26 protein-coding genes are annotated in these 18,539 nt (G+C 62.0%); 18 read left to right on the forward strand and 8 right to left on the reverse strand.

The genetic code is table 11. The features are described from left to right. Positions 1 to 138 precede the first annotated feature (138 nt). Positions 139 to 372, reverse strand: coding sequence for a hypothetical protein (locus tag ACI8UR_RS09410; protein WP_411714300.1), 234 nt, complete (start codon positions 370 to 372; stop codon positions 139 to 141). A 484-nt stretch (positions 373 to 856) separates the two neighbouring features. Here ACI8UR_RS09410 and ACI8UR_RS09415 point away from each other — a divergent pair, with 484 nt between their 5' ends. Then, on the forward strand, positions 857 to 1,342 hold the full coding sequence (locus ACI8UR_RS09415; RefSeq protein WP_411714298.1) for an HTH domain-containing protein: 486 nt from the start codon (positions 857 to 859) through the stop codon (positions 1,340 to 1,342). 289 nt (positions 1,343 to 1,631) lie between these two features. Beyond that, entirely contained in the window at positions 1,632 to 2,921 is a 1,290-nt protein-coding gene (locus ACI8UR_RS09420; RefSeq protein WP_411714297.1) for a PQQ-dependent sugar dehydrogenase, read from the forward strand. On the opposite strand, the gene ACI8UR_RS09425 is transcribed toward ACI8UR_RS09420, so the two are convergent. Further along, on the reverse strand, positions 2,918 to 3,550 hold the full coding sequence (locus tag ACI8UR_RS09425; RefSeq protein ID WP_411714296.1) for an HAD-IB family phosphatase: 633 nt from the start codon (positions 3,548 to 3,550) through the stop codon (positions 2,918 to 2,920). The genes ACI8UR_RS09420 and ACI8UR_RS09425 overlap by 4 nt on opposite strands. A 100-nt stretch (positions 3,551 to 3,650) precedes the next feature. On the opposite strand from ACI8UR_RS09425, the gene ACI8UR_RS09430 reads away from it, so the two are divergent. Beyond that, on the forward strand, positions 3,651 to 4,103 hold the full coding sequence (locus tag ACI8UR_RS09430) for a pyridoxamine 5'-phosphate oxidase family protein (protein ID WP_411714295.1): 453 nt from the start codon (positions 3,651 to 3,653) through the stop codon (positions 4,101 to 4,103). Positions 4,104 to 4,111: 8 nt separating this feature from the next. Next, positions 4,112 to 4,693, forward strand: a complete 582-nt coding sequence (locus ACI8UR_RS09435) for a phosphoribosyltransferase family protein (protein WP_411714294.1) — start codon at positions 4,112 to 4,114, stop codon at positions 4,691 to 4,693. A gap of 29 nt (positions 4,694 to 4,722) precedes the next feature. Here the strand turns inward: ACI8UR_RS09435 and ACI8UR_RS09440 are convergent, their stop codons facing one another. After that, the gene (locus ACI8UR_RS09440; protein ID WP_011324233.1) at positions 4,723 to 4,917 is read right to left on the reverse strand and encodes a cold-shock protein; all 195 of its coding nucleotides are present in this window, start codon (positions 4,915 to 4,917) and stop codon (positions 4,723 to 4,725) included. Positions 4,918 to 5,042: 125 nt separating this feature from the next. Between ACI8UR_RS09440 and ACI8UR_RS09445 the strand changes: the two genes are divergently transcribed. Both ACI8UR_RS09445 and ACI8UR_RS09450 read left to right on the forward strand, forming a co-directional pair. Continuing rightward, positions 5,043 to 5,210, forward strand: coding sequence for a hypothetical protein (locus ACI8UR_RS09445; protein ID WP_411714293.1), 168 nt, complete (start codon positions 5,043 to 5,045; stop codon positions 5,208 to 5,210). 29 nt (positions 5,211 to 5,239) lie between these two features. After that, positions 5,240 to 5,755, forward strand: a complete 516-nt coding sequence (locus ACI8UR_RS09450) for a hypothetical protein (protein WP_411714292.1) — start codon at positions 5,240 to 5,242, stop codon at positions 5,753 to 5,755. Here the strand turns inward: ACI8UR_RS09450 and ACI8UR_RS09455 are convergent. Together ACI8UR_RS09455 and ACI8UR_RS09460 are read right to left on the reverse strand one after the other, a co-directional pair. Continuing rightward, positions 5,752 to 6,681 (reverse strand): ribonucleotide-diphosphate reductase subunit beta, encoded by a 930-nt coding sequence (locus ACI8UR_RS09455; protein WP_411714291.1) that lies wholly within the window; start codon positions 6,679 to 6,681, stop codon positions 5,752 to 5,754. The two genes, ACI8UR_RS09450 and ACI8UR_RS09455, sit on opposite strands and share 4 nt — an antisense overlap. A 75-nt stretch (positions 6,682 to 6,756) precedes the next feature. Continuing rightward, positions 6,757 to 7,488, reverse strand: coding sequence for an N-acetyltransferase family protein (locus tag ACI8UR_RS09460; protein ID WP_411714290.1), 732 nt, complete (start codon positions 7,486 to 7,488; stop codon positions 6,757 to 6,759). A 101-nt stretch (positions 7,489 to 7,589) separates the two neighbouring features. Between ACI8UR_RS09460 and ACI8UR_RS09465 the strand changes: the two genes are divergently transcribed. The 5 genes from ACI8UR_RS09465 (at position 7,590) to ACI8UR_RS09485 (ending at position 10,852) form a co-directional block, all read left to right on the forward strand. Beyond that, positions 7,590 to 7,874 (forward strand): hypothetical protein, encoded by a 285-nt coding sequence (locus ACI8UR_RS09465; protein ID WP_411714289.1) that lies wholly within the window; start codon positions 7,590 to 7,592, stop codon positions 7,872 to 7,874. A 228-nt stretch (positions 7,875 to 8,102) separates the two neighbouring features. Beyond that, on the forward strand, positions 8,103 to 9,329 hold the full coding sequence (locus ACI8UR_RS09470; protein WP_411714288.1) for a hypothetical protein: 1,227 nt from the start codon (positions 8,103 to 8,105) through the stop codon (positions 9,327 to 9,329). Between the two features lie 53 nt (positions 9,330 to 9,382). Next, positions 9,383 to 9,718: a hypothetical protein gene (locus tag ACI8UR_RS09475; protein ID WP_411714287.1), complete on the forward strand. Its 336-nt coding sequence runs from the start codon at positions 9,383 to 9,385 to the stop codon at positions 9,716 to 9,718. 85 nt (positions 9,719 to 9,803) lie between these two features. Beyond that, positions 9,804 to 10,343 (forward strand): winged helix-turn-helix domain-containing protein, encoded by a 540-nt coding sequence (locus tag ACI8UR_RS09480; protein ID WP_411714286.1) that lies wholly within the window; start codon positions 9,804 to 9,806, stop codon positions 10,341 to 10,343. Then, entirely contained in the window at positions 10,343 to 10,852 is a 510-nt protein-coding gene (locus tag ACI8UR_RS09485; RefSeq protein ID WP_411714285.1) for a hypothetical protein, read from the forward strand. Before ACI8UR_RS09480 ends, ACI8UR_RS09485 begins: the two co-directional genes overlap by 1 nt. Before the next feature lie 198 nt (positions 10,853 to 11,050). On the opposite strand, the gene ACI8UR_RS09490 is transcribed toward ACI8UR_RS09485, so the two are convergent. Continuing rightward, positions 11,051 to 12,022 (reverse strand): hypothetical protein, encoded by a 972-nt coding sequence (locus ACI8UR_RS09490; RefSeq protein ID WP_411714284.1) that lies wholly within the window; start codon positions 12,020 to 12,022, stop codon positions 11,051 to 11,053. A gap of 111 nt (positions 12,023 to 12,133) precedes the next feature. Here ACI8UR_RS09490 and ACI8UR_RS09495 point away from each other — a divergent pair, with 111 nt between their 5' ends. From ACI8UR_RS09495 to ACI8UR_RS09525, 7 genes are all read left to right on the forward strand, one after another. After that, on the forward strand, positions 12,134 to 12,403 hold the full coding sequence (locus ACI8UR_RS09495; protein ID WP_411714283.1) for a hypothetical protein: 270 nt from the start codon (positions 12,134 to 12,136) through the stop codon (positions 12,401 to 12,403). Then, positions 12,400 to 12,906 (forward strand): hypothetical protein, encoded by a 507-nt coding sequence (locus ACI8UR_RS09500; protein ID WP_411714282.1) that lies wholly within the window; start codon positions 12,400 to 12,402, stop codon positions 12,904 to 12,906. Before ACI8UR_RS09495 ends, ACI8UR_RS09500 begins: the two co-directional genes overlap by 4 nt. 183 nt (positions 12,907 to 13,089) lie before the next feature. Beyond that, the gene (locus ACI8UR_RS09505) at positions 13,090 to 13,635 is read left to right on the forward strand and encodes a Zn-binding domain-containing protein (protein ID WP_411714281.1); all 546 of its coding nucleotides are present in this window, start codon (positions 13,090 to 13,092) and stop codon (positions 13,633 to 13,635) included. Then, positions 13,632 to 14,435 (forward strand): SWIM zinc finger family protein, encoded by an 804-nt coding sequence (locus ACI8UR_RS09510; RefSeq protein ID WP_411714280.1) that lies wholly within the window; start codon positions 13,632 to 13,634, stop codon positions 14,433 to 14,435. Before ACI8UR_RS09505 ends, ACI8UR_RS09510 begins: the two co-directional genes overlap by 4 nt. Positions 14,436 to 14,540: 105 nt before the next feature. Next, positions 14,541 to 15,083, forward strand: a complete 543-nt coding sequence (locus ACI8UR_RS09515; RefSeq protein WP_411714279.1) for a winged helix-turn-helix domain-containing protein — start codon at positions 14,541 to 14,543, stop codon at positions 15,081 to 15,083. Beyond that, on the forward strand, positions 15,080 to 15,556 hold the full coding sequence (locus tag ACI8UR_RS09520) for a hypothetical protein (RefSeq protein ID WP_411714278.1): 477 nt from the start codon (positions 15,080 to 15,082) through the stop codon (positions 15,554 to 15,556). The genes ACI8UR_RS09515 and ACI8UR_RS09520 overlap by 4 nt, the downstream gene beginning before the upstream one ends. A 368-nt stretch (positions 15,557 to 15,924) precedes the next feature. Then, entirely contained in the window at positions 15,925 to 16,944 is a 1,020-nt protein-coding gene (locus tag ACI8UR_RS09525; protein WP_415087800.1) for a tyrosine-type recombinase/integrase, read from the forward strand. Positions 16,945 to 16,957: 13 nt separating this feature from the next. Here ACI8UR_RS09525 and ACI8UR_RS09530 read toward each other — a convergent pair whose 3' ends face one another. Further along, positions 16,958 to 18,139 (reverse strand): phospholipase D-like domain-containing protein, encoded by a 1,182-nt coding sequence (locus ACI8UR_RS09530; RefSeq protein WP_415087802.1) that lies wholly within the window; start codon positions 18,137 to 18,139, stop codon positions 16,958 to 16,960. Positions 18,140 to 18,178: 39 nt separating this feature from the next. Then, positions 18,179 to 18,539 (reverse strand): hypothetical protein (locus ACI8UR_RS09535; RefSeq protein WP_415087803.1); only part of this gene is annotated, 361 nt, incomplete at its 5' end.

The following is an 18,539-nucleotide window of genomic DNA, read 5'->3' on the forward strand; positions in this document are numbered from 1 at the left end:
CTATGATGGTATTCGGGCGTGAGGTCACTCCGGAGCCTCTCGGTCGCCATCGCCGGCGTCGTGACGCCGCTCGTCGCGTTTCTCGGCAGCGCAGCGTGTATATCCGCAGACGAGAAGAAGGGGTTGCCCTGTCCTGTCTCAGGGCATTCCTGTCCGGAGGGCGGCCTCGATGGCGTCACGGATTCTGAGGGCGGCATACACTCCCCAGAACGTCAGCAGGGCCAGCAGGACGACGAGATGCGGGTCGATGGTCGCGGCGGCCGTCATGGCCGGGGACAGGTCTCCTGCGGCGGCCGCGCCATCGATTGCTGAATGTTCGGTCACTCCCCAGGCGCGTTCGGCGTGGAACATCGTGTCGTGGGTCTCCCCCACCAAGGTGATTCGACGGTTCGGGCCTAAACCCTGCTAAGAGGACAACGTACCGAAACATAGCACTCGATAGCGGGATATCGATGCCGCGGTCATCGCACCTCCTCGAGGGCGACGACGCAGTCCGCGTTGACTGACAGCCACGTCGACATACGCGGAACACCCGTCATTCCGGGCGGGAACACGGTACAGCGGTTCGGGCCGGCCGGTCGGTGGACGACTCGGTGTTCCAACCGCGGTCGGCCATCCGGCCCAGTCCTGTCGGCTGTCCCGCCGCTGTCAGTATCACGATCCGCACTCCGCGTTCCGTCGGGTGTCATCGTGCGACTGGTCGGAACGGTCGTATTTCATCGCTGATAATTCCCGTCCGGACGGCTCCATATGCCTCCGGAGACCATCGGAACGCTACGGCTCGAAATTGACAGGGATATCCAGGCACGTTCGGCTCCTAGAAACGGCTTTCTTGGCCGTCCGTCCAGCCTCAACCATGCTCCGAGGTCTCGACACGCGAGCGGCGGGCACCGACTATGAACCGACCATCGTGAAGGTGGCCGACCGTTCGGTTGTCACAGGGCGTCCGACCGTCTACGCCGAAGCGAATCCGTCGCCGAAGACGCGCCGTCGGCTCTGCCGCATTCGCGAACGACTCGCCCTCTTTGCGGATGCGGACGTTGTACCGAACCCCACGTTCGTCACCTGGCGGGCCGCTACTGCCGAGCAGACGGAGGAGCAGAGACCGATCGTGGGCGACCGTTGCGAGGAGTTCCGTCAATCGGTCGGAAGCGAGGCCATCGTGCCGTTCTTCGAAGACGAAACGGGCGCACACGCACCGCCCGACATCTGTCTGGCTATCCGTCGAGGGGGGCGACTGCGAGGCCTCTATCCGCGGCTGAAGGATGGCCACGTTCAGACCGTCGAGGAATGTCTGGTCTCGATGGCGGCTGGCAACGATGTCGAGAACGTCGCCGACTGACGCCGAGTCAGGTGTGACAAAACGACATCGCTCGCTCGATGCGTGACCGGCGGTCGCGGATGGACGCCAGTAGCTCTGCGACGACGGCCATGACCGGACAGAGCGCTACCCCGTACACCATTCGGCGATGGCTGCGGCCCGGTACGCCCGTCTCGCGCGTGGAAGTCGCGTCGAGGGCCTCCTCGCTCGGAGTACACGGTCTGCCGCGGCCCGCCGTATATACGTGGCCGTGGTCGCGACCGACGCCGAACCGGGCCACTGCTTTGTGGCTGGAACCCCGAACAGGCGTATGCACCGCCCGACACGGCGCGCGCTGCTTGCGAGTGGCGCCGCCGGCTTCGCGACATTCGCCGGCTGTTTCGCCGGCTCGTCGCCCGACCAGCCGACCGGCGAGGGAACGGCGACATGGCCGACCGAGCCGACGTGGAACCCGGAAGACGGCTCACCGCTCGACGCCGATGTCACCGAAACGACGGTCGTCCAGAACCTCTCCGTTCCGTGGGATGTCACGTTCGCGGGGTCGGACGCCTTCCTGACGGAGCGGACGGGCGGTATCCTGCGATTCGACACCGAGACGCTCGCGACGGGAGAGGGCCTCTCGCCTGATGACGCGGCGACGGTGCTCCGGGCGACCGACCTCCCCGACCGCACCGGGCCCGGCGAGGGCGGCACGCTCGGCGTCACCGCCCACCCGTCGTATCCCGAAAAGCGAGTCATCTTCCTCTACTACACGGCCGACAACGACCTCCGGAACCGGGTCGTCCGGTACGATATCGATGCCGACGAGCTGTCGCCTCTCGTCGACGACATCCCGGCGTCGAAATACCACAACGGCGGCCGCATCACCATCGGGCCGGAGGGGTCTCTGTGGATACTCACGGGCGATGCAGAGGCCGGCGCCGAAATCGCCCAGGACGCGACTTCGCGTGGCGGGGCCGTGCTCCGAACCACGCTCGATGGCAACCCAGCACCCGACAATCCCGAGTTTAGCGGCGAAAGCGACCCGCTTCTGTACACGGTCGGCCATCGGAATCCACAGGGCATCGCGTTCACGCCGGATGGCGAACCGCTCATCGCCGAACACGGACCGCTCTCACACGATGAGGTGTCGGCGCTGCGACCTGGCGCGAACTACGGGTGGAGCGTCGCCCGCGGCGGCCCCGGCGACGTCCAGTACGAATCGTACACCGACTACGAGCGGTTCACGCCGCCGCTCGTCAACACGGGGTCGGCGGGAACGTGGGCGCCCTCCGGCGTCGAGTTCTACACCGACGATGCGATTCCAGCGTGGCGAAATCGGCTGTTCGTGGCTGGCCTGCGCTCACAGACACTGTACGCGATAACGCTCACGCGAGACGGCGACGGCCCCGAGGGCGGGACGCGCTACGATGCCGACTGGCTGGACGACCGCTACACGGCGACCGTCCACGAACTATACGACGGCGAGTACGGACGGTTGCGCCACGTCGAACAGGGGCCGGAGGGCGCGCTGTATCTACTTACGTCGAACCGGGACGGACGCACCGCCGGGGAGTTCCCGACCGAACGCGACGACCGCGTCGTCCGGCTCGAGCCCTAAATCAGGTTCCGCTCTGCGAACTGGTCGCGCAGCCGCTCGACGGTCGTGACGGTCGTCTCACAGTGCTGTTCGATGCCGGCTGCCGGGTCGAAACAGACGCCGTCGGCAGCGGCTTCCAGCATGGAGCGGTCGTTGGCGTCCGACCCGACCGCAAGCGTCTCGTCGAGGCCGATTTCGGTCTGGGTCGCGACCGAGCCGAGCATCTCGCCTTTCGTCTCATCCAGCAGCCGGCCCGTGATATCGCCCGTGAGCGCGTTGTTCTCGATGGTGAGCCACGGCGCAGCGACGGTGTCGATGTCGACGCCCGCCTGGTCGAAGGCCAACTCGACGGCCCGCTCCGGTGCCGTGGAGATGACCGCGACGTAATTGTCGTTGGCCTGGAGGTCGGCGACGAGGTCGCCCGCGCCGGGCCGTAGGGCGACCCGGTCGAACGCTGCCTTCATCTCGATTTCTGGCAGCCCCTCAAGCCGGTCGGCCCGCTGTTCGAGGCTCTCGGCTAGCGTGAGTTCGCCGGCACGCGCCTGTTCGGAGATGGCTGTCATCTCGTCGGCGACGCCGGCTTCCTCGCCGAGGAGCGCGTAGCCGTCCGATTCCGCGAGCGAGCCATCGAAATTGAATGCCACGAGCATCGTACTACCGACCTACTCGGGGCACCGCAATAAGTGTTAGAGCAGCATCAGGTTCGGCGGCAGCCCACGCTTATACGTCAGGCGCCCGAACAGTTCTGGCATGCCGACGGATGAACTCGACGACCTGCACGGTGAGACGCTCTCGAACGCCGAGCGTGACGCGTTCCTCGAAGCCAGCGGCGTCGGCGTGTTAGCGCTCGCGGACGGTGACGACGCCTACGGACTCCCGATCTCGTACGGCTACGACGGCGAGGCCGAACGGCTCTTCTTCGTCTTCCTCAAACCCGGCGCCGAGAGCCGAAAGGAGGCGTACGCGGAAGCGACCGACAGCGCCAGTTTCGTCGTCTACGATGTCGACTCCGAACACGAGTGGACGAGCGTCGTACTCGACGGCGAACTCCGGCCCGTCGACGAACACGAGTGGGACGACCTCTCGACGGTGCTCGAACGGAACGCGTGGTATCCCGACCTGTTCTCCGCGGCCGACCCCGACCGTGGCATCGATGGGTGGGAACTCGTCATCGAGAACGCAAGCGGGCGAACGAGCGAGTGAGGGAGCCGATGGAGTGGTCGAAGTATCGGGAACTACTCTCCAGCTCGGAGTACCGATACAACGTTCCGGCCCTCTTTGCCGACCGCGAGGCGTTTCACGCCTTTCTCGACGAGATTACGGCGCCGTACGACCCCGACGACGTCGACCACATCGCCGGTATCGACGCGCTTGGGTTCGTTCCCGGCGCCGTGATGGCCCGCGAACTCGACGCCGGGCTGATTTCGGTGCGGAAAGGCGGCAAACTCCCCATCGACGAGGCCTATCGTATCAGCGACTCGCTCGTCGATTACACGGGTGAGGAGAAGACGCTCGAACTCGACGTGCGGATGGTGCCGGACGGCTGTCGTGTCGTGCTCGTCGACGACTGGATGGAGACAGCCTCACAGGTGACGACGGCGCTCGAGCTGCTGGAGCAAGCGGGCGCCGACATCGTCGGCATCTCCGTACTCGGCGCCGAGGAAAACGAGACGCCCCGCCGCCTCGAAGCAGAGTACGGGGTTCACTCGATCCGCCCGTGGCACGAGCTGGGCACGCCGGAACGAGAGCGTGAGAGTCGCGACGCGACACAGCGCTGTCGCTGGTCGGTGTAGCGTCCAAAAAACGTCGGTAGTAGTTCGTGTTACAGCCGGGTGAGGTTCGTCGCGCGCGGACCTTTGTCCGCTTCCTCGATGTCGAATTCGACTTCCTGACCCTCTTCGAGGTCGGGGCCGCCAACGTCCTCCATGTGGAAGAAAACGTCCTCGTCCGCGTCCTCAGTTTCGATAAAGCCGTAACCGCCCGTGTCGTTGAAGAAATCAACAGTTCCAGTTGCCATCTCTTCTAACAAAAACGGGGCTGGGTTGATAACTTTTGTGCGACAGCGCCTAACACGGCGCATGGCGTCTGTGACGGCGCTGGCCGGCACCATAGAGTTAGGCGGTTGCGTTCGTAGCCGCGCCCATGACCGGCTCGGAGACGTACGTGTGTGACACCTGCGACCTCGAAGTCGCTCACGAGGACGCCATTCGCACGGAGACGATGGGCGACCTCGACCCGACGAACTGGCAGACGCTCTGCTGCCCGAACTGCGGTACACGGCTGAAAACGGTGTTCGTCGGCGAGGAGTGACTTAAGGGGGCGCCGTCCGACGGGCCGCCGTGTTCCGGAGCGCTCGCGAAACCGGGCCCGTACTGCTCATCCCACTCGCGTGGACGTTCGTGGCGGCGACCCATCTCGGCGCCGTCAGGGTGCGGACGCTCTTCATCGCTCATATCGTGATGAGCGTCCTGCTTGCGGCGTTCGCCGTCACCGCATGGGCGGACATGCGCGAGGGCGTCCTGCGCGTGTGGTGGAACGTCATCGCCGTGGGGTTCGTCGCCGCGGCGCTCGGTGCGATTGGCTTCCGTCTCGAGACGGGCGCGGCGGTGCTACACGCCATCGCGCTGTTCGGCTGGATGCTGCTGCCCGCGGTCGGCCTGCTGTATACGGGCCAGTGGGTCACGGAAGCGAAAATCGTCTACTATGGAGGCGGTACGCTCTGTGTCGTCGGGGCTCTCGTCTACCCCGCTGGCATCGTCGCGCCGATAGCAGAACAGCCCGCGACGGTGGCGGCGCTTGCGGTGGTCGGTCTCGGCCAGACGGCCGGGGTTCTCGACGCCGCCGGCCGGTATTAGTCGCCGACGCCTTCCAGTTCCGTGAGCGAGTCGAGGTCGGGCACCTCCTCGGCAGCGTCTTTGATCTGCTCCATCCGGTCGAGGTGCTTCTCGCTTGCGAACGCCTGGAGTTCCGCCGGCTGGGGGCCGACATCCTCGGTGAACTGGTCATCCGGATTGGCGGCGATGGCGTTGACGAGCGGCAGAAGTTCGTTCACCGTCTCGTCCAGAATGGAGGGGTCGACTCCCTCTTCGGTGACTAGCTCTTTGAGTTTCGCCATGCCGAAGCCGACGTGGCGGCCCTCGTCCTGGCGAATCTTCGTGAAGCCCTCATAGAGGCCGGGAAGATGCGGCAGTTCAGGGTAATCGCTCTTCGAGTAGGACTGCTGCATCCCGTAGTAGCCGGTCTGTGCGAGGATGCCCTCGATGACGAGATGATAATGACAGTACGCTCGCGCGAAGGTTTCGGGTGAGGGGTCATCGAGCAGGCGGTGCATGGCCGCCTCGTTGCGCTTGAAGAGGTCGTCGTAGGCGTCGTTGAACCACTTGTCGTCGGTCGGTGAGGAGCGTTCGAGACCGAGTTCTTCCTCGACCGGGTTGATGACCTCCCGCCAGTAGCGGTCGAAGTGGTCGGTGTGTTTGGCCTCCTCGTAGATCTGCGTCGTGATGAACATCTGGTCGTCGATGTCGTCCAGCGCCGTCGCAAGCGGTGCGAGGTCTTCCGTGACCGCCTGCTCGCCGGCACCGAACCGGGCGATGCCCATCCGCATCCCATCGAAATACGTCTCCTGTTGGTCGACATCGCGAAGGAAGTCGGTGACGGCTTCCCGGTCTTCATCAAGGTCGATATCAAGCGGATCCCAGTGTCGTTCGACGGCGTTGCGGTAATACCGCGTGCCGCGACTCTCGCGGTCGAGTTGCAGGTGTTTCGTGTTATCGATATTCATGGCTCGTCACTTATTGACACGGATTTCGTATAGGTGTTTCACCCTGTACTGAAGGCGTGTTGAAAAAGGCCGTCGTCAGAACGTGTAGGCCAGCATGACCTCGTCGACGTGCTCGTCGCCGATTGTGTAGTGTTCCTTGCGGATGCCCTCGGTCTCCCAGCCCCGCTCTTCGAGGAACGCGATGGCCTCGTCGTTGGTCGTCGGCACGCTGTTGTACACCTTCCGGTAGCCGTTGGCTTCAGCCCAATCAAGCGCTCGCTCCGTCAGCTTCGAGCCGATGCCGTTGCCCTGATACTCGCCTTTGACACCGACGGTCAACTGGGCGGTGCTCTGGAGTTTATCGAGCTGCGGGAGGTCGAGATGCGACCAGCCGACGACGTCGCCGTCCACCGTCGCGACGAAGAACACGCGCGATTCGACGGAGTTGTGACGGTTGACGGTGTCTTCGTAGAGCAGTTGCTCGGCGATGGATTCGGCGACGACGTAAGTTTCCTCGGCGGTGACGTCCCGAATCGTGTCGACGAGCCCCTCGAAATCCGTCTGTTTCGCCGGCCGGATGGTGTACTCGAGGTCGTCGGTGGAGTACGATTCGACCGACCCGACATCGAGGGCGACCTGCAGCGTCCCGCCCTCGTCCTCCAGATATCCCCGCGACTCCAGCCGGTCGAGCGCCTCCCGGAACTCGTCGGGTGGCAGCGATGTCACCTCGCGCACCCGGTGGCGGGCCGCGGTACCGTGCCGCTCGACGAAGCGATACACCTCCTCGGCGGCCTCGTTTTCGAACGTGGGCTGTTCGGACGTTTCCATGTTCCCGGAAAGGACGAGCGAGCATTTAGGTCTTGGCTCGTGACACCACGTGTCTTCCCCAGCCACCCGGTTTTTTGTTAGTTGAGCATCAACTCTATTCCATGTCCGATTTCGATGAGCTGGCGATCACTATCGGGAAGATGGGCGGCGGCCCCTGGGAACTGACGCTTGAGGGCGGCGAAACGCTCGAAGCGTATCTCGACGAGGTGGGGGTAAACGAAGAGCGCGGCTTCCACGCCGAGGGTCGCAACGACGACGAAGAGTTCCTCGTCGAACTCACGACTGGCCCACAGCCGGGGGGCCCGATCCGGCTCGAGAAACGCTCGCTGTACGAGGACGAGTGGGAAGAAGTCGGCCCGGTCGTCGACGCCGCGAAGCTGGATTGACCGAGCGCCTCACAGCCGTCGTTCAGTTCTAGATATGTAAATTAGGAACAACATTATTATGCGTGGTATCGTACCCCACAGCCTAGTGGGATGCTACTCCGCGTTATACTCCTTGTCGTGGTGGTGGGAGCCCTTCCGATAGCCGCCAGTATGCCGGCTACCGCGGCTACTAACGGCTCTATCGCTGCCGACCCGAACACACCCGGGGCGACGGCGAATCACACGGCGATGGCCACGGTCGATGGGAACACGGCCGGTTCGTCGCTGTCGGGCTTTGCCATCGACTACCAGGAGACCGATGTCACCGGCGTCTCCCGATCCGATATCGACACCATCGGCATCGACAAGAGTGGCGATGACTCCGGCGACCACATCGACGTGGATGCGAGCGATGATTTGGGTTCCGTCAGCATCTCGGACGGTGGCAGCCGTCTCGAACTCACGTTCGGTGGGAACTACGACCTCGCCAGCGGCGACGAGATCGTGCTGGTGTTCGAGGGCGCGACGAATCCCAGTTCCGACGGCGACTACACCGTCACGCTCGCCATCAATCCCAGCAGCGCGAACGAACAGGCGACCGCGACGCTGACGATTCAGAGTGCGACGCCCACACCGACTCTGACACCAACTCCCACGCCCACACCAAGCCCGACGCCAACTGCGACACCAACACCGACTCCGACACCCACCGCGACAGCAACGCCCACGCCGACTCCGACAGCCACGCCCACACCGGCCCCAGCCGTGGCTGCGACGTCGACGCCGACACCGACATCTTCGACGGGCGGAACCGCAACGGCGACCGAAACAGCGCCGGCAACGCCAACGCGTTCGCCGACAGCAACCCAGAGCCCAACGCCGACGGAGGGGAACGCAACGGGTGCTGCCGCAGCGACACAGACCGATTCGCCCGCCACGACGGAAAGCGGGTCATTTCTGCCGATGCTTGCGGCGCTCGGCGTCGGACTGCCGCTTGTCGGTCTGGTCGGCATGGCGGCATTCCTGTTCGTCGGCCGTGAAACCGAACTCGAGGTCGTCAGCGTCGAAGCGACCCCGCCGTATCCCGGAACGGTAGCGATGTACAGCGTGACGATACGTCCCGAATCGGCCGTCGACCACATCGAAGACCTGGTCATCGAAATCGACACCGACGAGATCTCGTTCCCGAGCATCTCCGCGGCCGACGCCCGGGCACACATCGAACGCACCGATGGCGACACGTTCGGGGCATCCATCTCGAACGTCCTGCCGGGGTCGAACCAGCTTCTGGTGACGCTCAAGGAGGCGCAGGAACTCGACGCTGGCGACGAACTCACGATCACTATCGACGCGCTACCGACACCATCTGCCGGGGAGCACGACGTCGACATCGAACTGAACGCGAGCGAAGAAGGCGGCGAACTCCCGACGGCGACGCTCGAAATCGTTCCGGATGGATCGGCAAACACTGGATAACGCAGCCGTATCGGTACCTTATTTGAAGACGCCGCCCGGCATCGAACATCGTGATGGTTCCCGGTTTCGTCCGCCTCGGTTTCGGTGCCGTCCTGTTTCAGCTCGTCGTCATCGCCGCAGTGTATGCGTACGTCGGCCATCAGAATCCGATTCCCGAGCCGGTCGAGCACCGCCGGCCGTTCTACGCGCTCTCTGTCGGTGGAGGGCTTCTCGCAATCGGCCAGCTATCGGGGCTCGTTGCGCTCTGGTCGTTGCGAGTCGTCGTGCTCCTCTCGCTGGGACAGGCCATCCGGATTACCAACGTCGGCGTCGGGGTCGCTGTCGTCGGCTATGTCGTGGTCGCCTACGCCCTGTACGCCCGCAGCAACGTCGGCGGGACGTGGGCCTGATGCTCTGCCACGTCGCGCTCGATGCTGTTCATATATTTAATCTGCGCAAAATTATTTGAACTAGCAGGTTCAAGAGCCAGTACAGATGACCGAATCGGATCAGCGGTCGTGGAGGGAGACCACGAGCGGGCGTGAGCGCGTCCGGCACGTCGTCGAGCTGCTGGACGAACCAACGCCGATACAGGAGATCGCAGACCGGGCCGACGTCTCGCGCGCGACAGCCGACGATGAACTCCAGCGACTGAAGAGCGACGACTGGGTCACCGAGACGACCGTCGACGGGACGAAAGCGTACGATCTGAATCCCGTACGGATGCTCTTCGACGAAGTAACCAACCTGATCGAGGCACATTCGCGCGACGAACTGGAGAATCAGCTCACGGAGCTAAAGGAGGATCAGGAAGAACTGGCTACGGAGTACGACGTCAGTTCACTCGATGAGTTCCGGGAACAACTCGCTGACGAGGAACTCTCGGCAGAAGAGCTCCGTGAGCGTCGCAATGTGATCGCCACGTGGGAGGCGATCAACATGGAACTCGGGCTCGTGAAGCACGCCCTGCAACTGTATGATGATGTCGTCGAGCTCTCGTCGCCGCGGACTGACTCTCCCTCGACACTCGCCTGATGGGTGTCTTCCTCGCTAACCGGGCGAACTTGCAGAGCAAGCGGCTCCACGACCGCATCCAGAACCGGCTCAGCGGTGAGTTCGATAACGTTCGACGACGGCGTGCTGAACCGCGTGAATCCGGCCCGTACCGTGTCGTCGCTGCGGTAGACCCACGCCAGTTCCTCGGTGACGAAACGCACCCGGTGACGAGTGCGCGGGTCGAGATCGGGTTTCGACTGCAGACTGGGAAGCCGCACGAGTACTACTGGTTCAACTGGATCGAGCCAGAGCGTAGTCTACTGGTGGGCTGGCATCAGGACGATACGCACGATGACCTCGGGGCAGTTCATCTGCAGGTGAACGACAGTGCGACGGCCGTTGCTCACAAGCCCGCGCAGTTCATCGACTCGCATCCGCTGGATGTCGTCGAGCGCAGACTCGGCTCGCTTCGAGACGCGATCCTCGCTGTCGAGTGGGAGCAGGGACGACCCATTGGATTCGATACCGATGCCTCTGTGATTGAGTAGTTCCGGATTTTGGTGAGTTCGGAGCGACCACGGGAGCGAGAACCGCGGAAGCGAACGGCGATGCCGTGAGCAGAGAGCGGTTCCCGCAGCGAGCCGAAGGCTCGCGAGGAAACCCGACGCAGTAAAAAGTGGGAGTATATGCCGCCTCCCAGCATTTGAACTGATTTATAACCATCAAGCATCAGAAAATGGATCGATTCAGCTCTGCAACTGTGATCCGGTACTGAAACTCGTGAGGTCGTCGATACGGTCTTCGAGTTCTTCGATTTCTCGTCGTAGATCGCCGGTCTCCTCCTCTTCGCTCGCTGCCAGGCGGTCTTTCAGCCCCTGAAGACGCGACTCTTTGACGTCCTCGTCGACCTCGGCTTTCCGGACGTACTCACTCTCGTCGATCTCGTAGACGGCTGGCTCCGAGAGCTCCATCACCTCTAGTGCCTCGTCGACCTTGCTCGAATCGACGCTCGTCACACGTTCCCGGTCGATCCCTTCGTCCTCCAACGCAGCCAGTACCTCCTCGTCGTCTTTGAGCGAGCGGTTGCGGCGTGACGTGCGCTGGACGGACCCGTACTGGCCGTGGACTGGTTGGTCGTGATGCAGTCTGTCGAGCAACACGTCAGCGACGTCCTGTCGGAATTCGTTGGCGTTTCGCTGGACGTCCGAGCACAACGTGTAGAGATTCACGAGCGCGTCAGTCTCCAGTTCGGAAAGATCGGATACGTCGTGACGTTCGAGCGCGTCGACGAGAAGTAACGCGTCCGAATAAACGTCCACTTCATCAGGTTCGGCGCGCTCGCTTTCGTCCGTCTCCGTGTCGTCGTTCACCAGTTGCGTCGCGGTTTCGCTGTCTTTCTCGGTGATGGTTCCCGTCTGTTCGTCGATTTCGAAACGGGGGTGGAGACTCAGTACTGCGGGATACGAATCGGCGTCTGGCGGTAGGCGGTCGAGGTCGAACCCGCTGTCGGCTTCCCGTATCCGGCGGTAGAGCGTCTCGAACTGGTCGCGCTGCAGCGGCCGCTGGTTCCCCGTCTCGGTGAACCTGACGACGACACGGTGCTCCTGGACGTCCGTGATGCGGAACCGGTCGTGAGAGAGCGGTGTGATGAGTTCGGCACCCTCGGACAGATCGTCGAGTTCGTCGAGCAACGTGTGCCAGCTAACGCTGAACGGCATGGATACCGATACGGCCCTATCGAATAAAAGGTTCAGGTGGGGAGTCGTTCGCTGATAGGGACAACGGGAGAGCCGTATGCCTATATGCAATCTTCCGCATCTCTGCCTACAGTGGATGAGTTCGTCGACTGGATACGGAACCGCGAGTATTATCGTGACCAGATACAGTTCCAGCGGACGATATCCGCTCGCCGTCCCGAAACGCGACCGTGTGAGATGGAGCCAGCGCTCACTGCGCAGTTGGCTGACCGGGGTATTGACCAACTCTACGCACACCAGATCAACGCTATCGAAGCGGTACGCGACGGACGAAACGTCGTGCTGGCGACGCCGAAAGCGAGCGTCAGCGAGCCCGCGACGACGACCAGTCTATCGTATTGACGACACCCGACATGCTCCACTGTGGCCTGCTCACTCACGCGGATGACCTCTGGCGAGCGTTTTTTGAGGGCCTCGAACTGGTCGTCGTCGACGAGGATCACGAATATCGCGGCGTCTTCGGGAGTCACGTCGGTCTCGTCCTCCGTCGGCTCGCGCGGCTCTGTGACCGATTCGAGACGGAACTCCAGTTCGTGTGCTGTTCCGGGACGATCGGCAATCCACGGGAACACGCGGCGACAGTTACCGGGCAATCTGCGGACTCGTTTCGGCTCGTCGAGGAGGATGCCAGCGAGGATCAGCTCGACCAGTACGTCATCAACCATCCGAACGAACTCTTCGAGGGGACACCCGAACGCGCCGTCGCGGATCCGACGAACCCGCATCTGCTGCGACTGCACGCCCACGCCGCCGCTGTGGAACAGCCGATCACGACCGACGACGAGACGTATTTCGGCCCGACGTTTCCCGGGATCGTCAGTTCGCTCACGGAGAAGGGGCGCTGACCCGACGGCAGACGGCCCGTGGCCTCGAATGGCGACGAACAGCCAGCGGGCGGACAGTGAATCCGTACGAACGAGGGCTCCGGATCATTACCGAACGTACTGTCACCCTTCGAGTTCGGGATAATCAGTCGGACAGCCTCGGAGAACTACCGCTCGACGCCGCTCTCAGAGACGTCCATCCCGGTGCCATCTACCATCATCAGGGAGGAACCTACGGGGGTTCAGTCACTCGATCTACCCGAGACGACGCTTTCGACGCGCGCGCTGTACCTGACACTCCCACCGGGGCTCGAAGGACTCATGCAGACGATGTCCGGGTCGTTCGAGGGCGGGCTCGACGCCGCCCAGCACGCCCTCGTTGCCACGTTCCCACTCGTCATTCTCTGTGACCGGCGTGACGTGGGGAGCGCCTCGACGACGGATCATCCACAGACGGAGACGAGCGCGCTGTTCATCTACAACGGCTACCGCGGTGGTCTCGGACTGGCCCGGAACGGATACGACTACATCGAGGAACTCCTCCAGCACACCTGGGAACTACTCGCTGACTGTGGCTGTTCGGATGGCTGTCCGGCCTGTATCCAGTCACCCCACTGTGGCCGGGCGAACGAACACCTCGACAAACGCCTCGCGGTGACGCTCACGATGGCACTGGCTGACCCGAACCGACAGAGCGACAGTTCGACATCCAAATCAAATTTCACTCCCGCGTCGAAAGATGAGACATGAACATCGACAAGAAGACGATCCGGAATCGGAGCACCGACGCAGTGTTCGAACGCGGGACAAACTACCGCGATGAGGGACGGATTCAGCTACTCGACCGGTTCGGCGACCTCGTTACCGCGGCCGTCAGCGGATCGAATTTGTACGACGTGACCGTCGAATTCGGTGGCCGTAGCATCGACACACGGTGTACCTGTCCGTACGACGGGAGTGGCGACTGCAAACACGTCGTCGCAGTGCTACTGGATATTGCGGCCGATCCGCCACAGGACGAGAGCGAGCGTGTCGAGGCAGTCCTCGATGACGTGTCGGCCGACGACTTGCGTGAGTTCGTCCGTGACGCACTCGCAGAGCACACAGAGTTGCGCGAGCAGTTTCTCGCACGCTTTGGCGACGACCACAAATCGGTCGACGAGTACCGCGAGGAGATCGCGCAACTGTTCGAGCAACAGGCCGACCCGACCGTGTTCGAGGCCATCGACTTTTCACGGTTTTTTGAGATCGCCGAGCAGTACCGTGACCGCGACCGGTATCTGGCGGCTGCGACCATCTACCGGGCAGTGTTCGAAGAGGTAGACGAGAAGTACAATTGGATCGACGGGGCCTACGACCACTACGCACGGATCATGCAGCGGGCACTCGATGGCTACGCCGACTGTGTCTTGGCGACTGATCCGAGCCCCGAGAAGTTCGACACCGACGCCGGCGTACTGGAAGCGCGGGCAACGGCAGAGCCCCGGATCAACGACGAGCAGTTCTGGCGTGCGCTCGATGACCTCGAAGACCGATACGAAGAACGATGAGCGAGCCAACAGATCGCTTCTCGCTGTGACCGATGCGCCACACTCGGATGTCGCAATAATTTGCGGGGGGATAGAAATATTACGCGCGAACGGGTACTGTCGAGTATGCCGCCCGAGAACTCGTCCGACGAGTCCGAGTGGGTCGAGACGTGGAAGGAACACGCGTCGGCGTTCGACCGAGTTAAATCGGTCACGATGACGCTCTCGGAGCCGCGGCCAGCGTCGTGGATCGCTACGGAAGCTGCCGTCTCCCCGAATACGGCCCGGAACCACCTGCACCGGCTCATCGATCTCGGTGTGGTGACAGCGACTGAGAAAGACGGGGGCCGACACTACTATCCGGATCCGTTGTACACGCAGCTCCGAGATGTCCGGGAGTTACTCCAAGAGACGACGAAACGCGAACTTTCGGAGCAGGCCGCCGGATTGAAAGACGACATTGCGGCGTGGGAAGCCGAGTACGACGCTGATTCCCCGGAGGCCTTGCGTGAACGAGCGGCCGAAGTCGATGTCTCTGCCGAACATGCGCACGAACTCGTACAGGCCGCAAGCGATTGGGAACTGGCCAGGTACCGGCTCTCACTCGTGCGGGACGCAATCGAGAACTACGACACCTGGACATCCGACCCGTCGTCAATCACAGTATGACGGCTGATCCGGGCCGGGATCGACACCGCATTCTCCGTGAGTTGCGCGGCGAACTGGCGCGACACCCTGCCGTTCGATCTGTCGAGGGAGAACCACCGGATGCGTATCGAGAACTGCGAGCGACACTCGGCCCGCCGTGGTTCGGCTGCCCAGCCGAGACAGCGTCGCTCCGGGTGACGTGGATTCCGAACGCGGCACCTGGGCCCGAAGCGTCTGATCGTGGGACCGACGCGTGGAAGCGAACGCCGATTCGGGCGTACTATACTCTCCATTACAGCGAACCGGATGGTTTCGACTGTGGATTCCACTGTGAACCGAATCCGCACGTCGACGGCTTGCTTCACTATCAGCAGCGGAACGACACGGACGACGAGTACACCTACGAACCAGTTTCGTTCGACGCACGCTCGGTATCCGGGCTCCTATGGGAGATGATGGATGCGCTCGCCGACCGGCTCGGTGATGCCAGTTGACGGAATCGGAGAATCGGAGGGCCGAGAGCGGTATCCAAGATCGAGTGGCTTCCCGACACCCGCTGCACGCACGCCATGCTAGCAGGCATGTGAACTCTGAGTCTAATGCCGCCTCCCCGATTTGAACGGAGGAAGACGTTCCGGGCGTGCGGCCTCCCAGTGGTCGGCCGTTCCGGGGCTGCGACTTCCAGGCTCAAATCGGGTCGGAGCGTTTTCACTGCTCACTTCGTTCGCAGGAAAATGCCGCCTCCCCGATTTGAAAAACGCGAGACTGGCGTCTCGCTTCCCCGCTCGCTGCGCTCGCGGGGACCGGGGACAGCTCGAACACGCGACGATTCCGCGTCTCTGCCTGCGTTTCGGACTCAACCATGAACGAAACGCTCGAACCCATCTCGCCCGCTGAGGCGAAGGAGATGTACCTCAACGCCCGGAAACACGAAGTATCCCAATCGACCCTCGACGGGTATCACTACCGTCTCAAACACTTCATCCGGTGGTGTAAGAACGTCGAAGGCCTCGACGACATGAACGACCTCACCGGACGGAAGTTGCAACAGTTCAAGACGTGGCGACGTGACGACGGGGACCTGAAACCCATCACGCTGGAAGGCAACCTCGACGCCCTTCGCGTGTTCATTCGGTGGTGCGAATCCATCGATGCCGTCCCCGAAGGCCTGCACGACAAGATTGTGATGCCCGTCCTGAAAAAGCACGACGAACAGGCGAACGGTATCCTCAACGGTGACGACGCCAACGAACTCCTCTCGTACCTGCGGCGCTTCAAGTACGCCTCTCGTCCGCACGTCATCCTCGAAATCCTCTGGCAGACGGGGATGCGTCTCGGGGCACTACGGTCACTCGACGTTGACGACTACGACGGCGAAAACAAATCACTCCTCCTCGGACACCGTCCCGATATGGGTACGCCCCTGAAGAACGGCGAGGAGGGGGAACGTCTGGTCGCGTTGACCGCGGAGACGTGTCGTGTCATCGATGACTGGATGGACCACAACCGTCACGACGTGACCGACGACTACGGGCGTGAACCGATGCTGACGACGGAGAACGGTCGGATGCAGGCGTCGTCAATTCGGGACGCGGTGTATTTCGTCACTCGTCCGTGCTTCTACGGCGGTGGTTGCCCTGTCGGTCGTGACCCCGACGAGTGTGAGGCGACGAACTACGGGCACTACAGTAAGTGCCCCTCGAACGTGAGTCCTCACGACATCCGTCGCGGGTCCATCACGCACCACTTGTCCGAGGACGTGCCCGAAAAGGTCGTGAGTGACCGAATGAACGTGGGGATGGACGTGCTGGACAAACACTACGACAAGCGGTCCGAACAGGTGAAGATGGAACAGCGTCGGGGGTATCTCGAAGACGCCTGACCGTTCCTCAATCCTACTCGAACGCCTCGCGGATGACTTTCTCGCGGTACTCCTGATTGCGTGCCGCTTCGTAAACAACCGACTCGTGATGCCGTTTGTACGGTGAACTGGTCGCTCTATCGACTTCTCGGGTCGCAGCATCTAACCACGCCTGTTTGAACCCGCGGGTAACCATCCTGTCGGGAGGACCGATATATTCGACGTAGTGCGGCGTGTCGGTCTCATCTTCGCCTGATAACGGGTCAAATGGGAAGTGATAATCCGCCAATTCAACGAGTTCGTCAATATTATTTGTGTCTGAACCGAGGATGAATCCCGTCGTCGCCCACCGATTGTGCTCCTGCACACGTTCGTTATAATCACCCCGGTACTCTCCTCTACCTTCGGAACCTGCTCGACGCATGGCGACCAACACATACCGATTATTGATGCTCACCGGGATTCTGCTGTCTTGAGGTAGAGACGTGACTAACCGAGGGTCGTCGTCCGAAAGACCGGTCACCGAAATCAAATCGTTGAGGAGGTCGAAATACGAGTCAATCCAGTCGGGTCCGGGTGCGTTACTGACTCTCTCTACGAGTTTTGTGTGGCTGTCCTCATGTTCATCGTCCACAACCACGTCACTACTCGTTGATGTTACGAGTGATGCTTTACCCGGCGATTCCCCTGATGAAAACGTGACGCTCGAACTGGTCTGTGCGGGGCTCGGTGTTGACGATGTCGTTTCGATGTACTCCTGTACTCGTTCTGTCTCCGGGGGATTGTATATCGACCATACCGTCTCGAACCACTCGGTGAGTTCTTCGATGGTATCCTCTTCGTCAAGTAATACCGACATCTCCGTGCGGTCAGTGAGTCCCTTCGTCGTGAAGTTTGCCGACCCAACTAACGCACGGTCGTCCCCAATAACGACCTTCGCGTGTATGTCCTCAACATGACGGACACGGTCGCGCTTCTTGACCAGGAACTCGTGAATCACCTCTCGATTCCTACGACCGTGTATGCTCAACCAGTCCCCTACATCCGTGAGAAGGAACCAATCGTCCGTTTGGTCGGTTACGTCTTCGAGGTACTCAGGGGCGATATACGGACAGGCGATTAACACCTCCTCGTCCTCGGTAATGTCGCGGATAACCCTATCGAACGGCGATATGCCGCTTCGGTCCACCGGGTTGTGATATATCAGTTCGACCATGACAGAGGGATTGACAGCACACTCTCAAAACGATACGGGTCACTCAGGTTCAAATACGGGCAGTTCACGGAGAACATCCGTGTCACAGTCGAACGGACTCGGTAATTCGTCAACGAATGCTCGCACGAATCCCGTGGCTCCCGGCTCGACCATTATCTCCGCGTCGGAATGAACCGTCTCACCGTCCTCGTTCTCGTAGGTCGTGGGGACGAGTACTGGGATGCCCTCCTCGATATACTCCCGCGAGACGTTTCTGAGCGCCTCGCTCTGCGTGTCGAGGTTCCCGTCCGTATCTATCGTCCCAACGACCTCGCCCTGCTCATGATTGAGTATCTCGACCTCGACGACCTCGTGCTCGTCGTCGGAGTCATCCTCGTCACCAGCGTTTGCCATCCCCTCA

Source organism: Natronomonas sp., from assembly GCF_047616845.1.
Taxonomy (GTDB): domain Archaea; phylum Halobacteriota; class Halobacteria; order Halobacteriales; family Haloarculaceae; genus Natronomonas.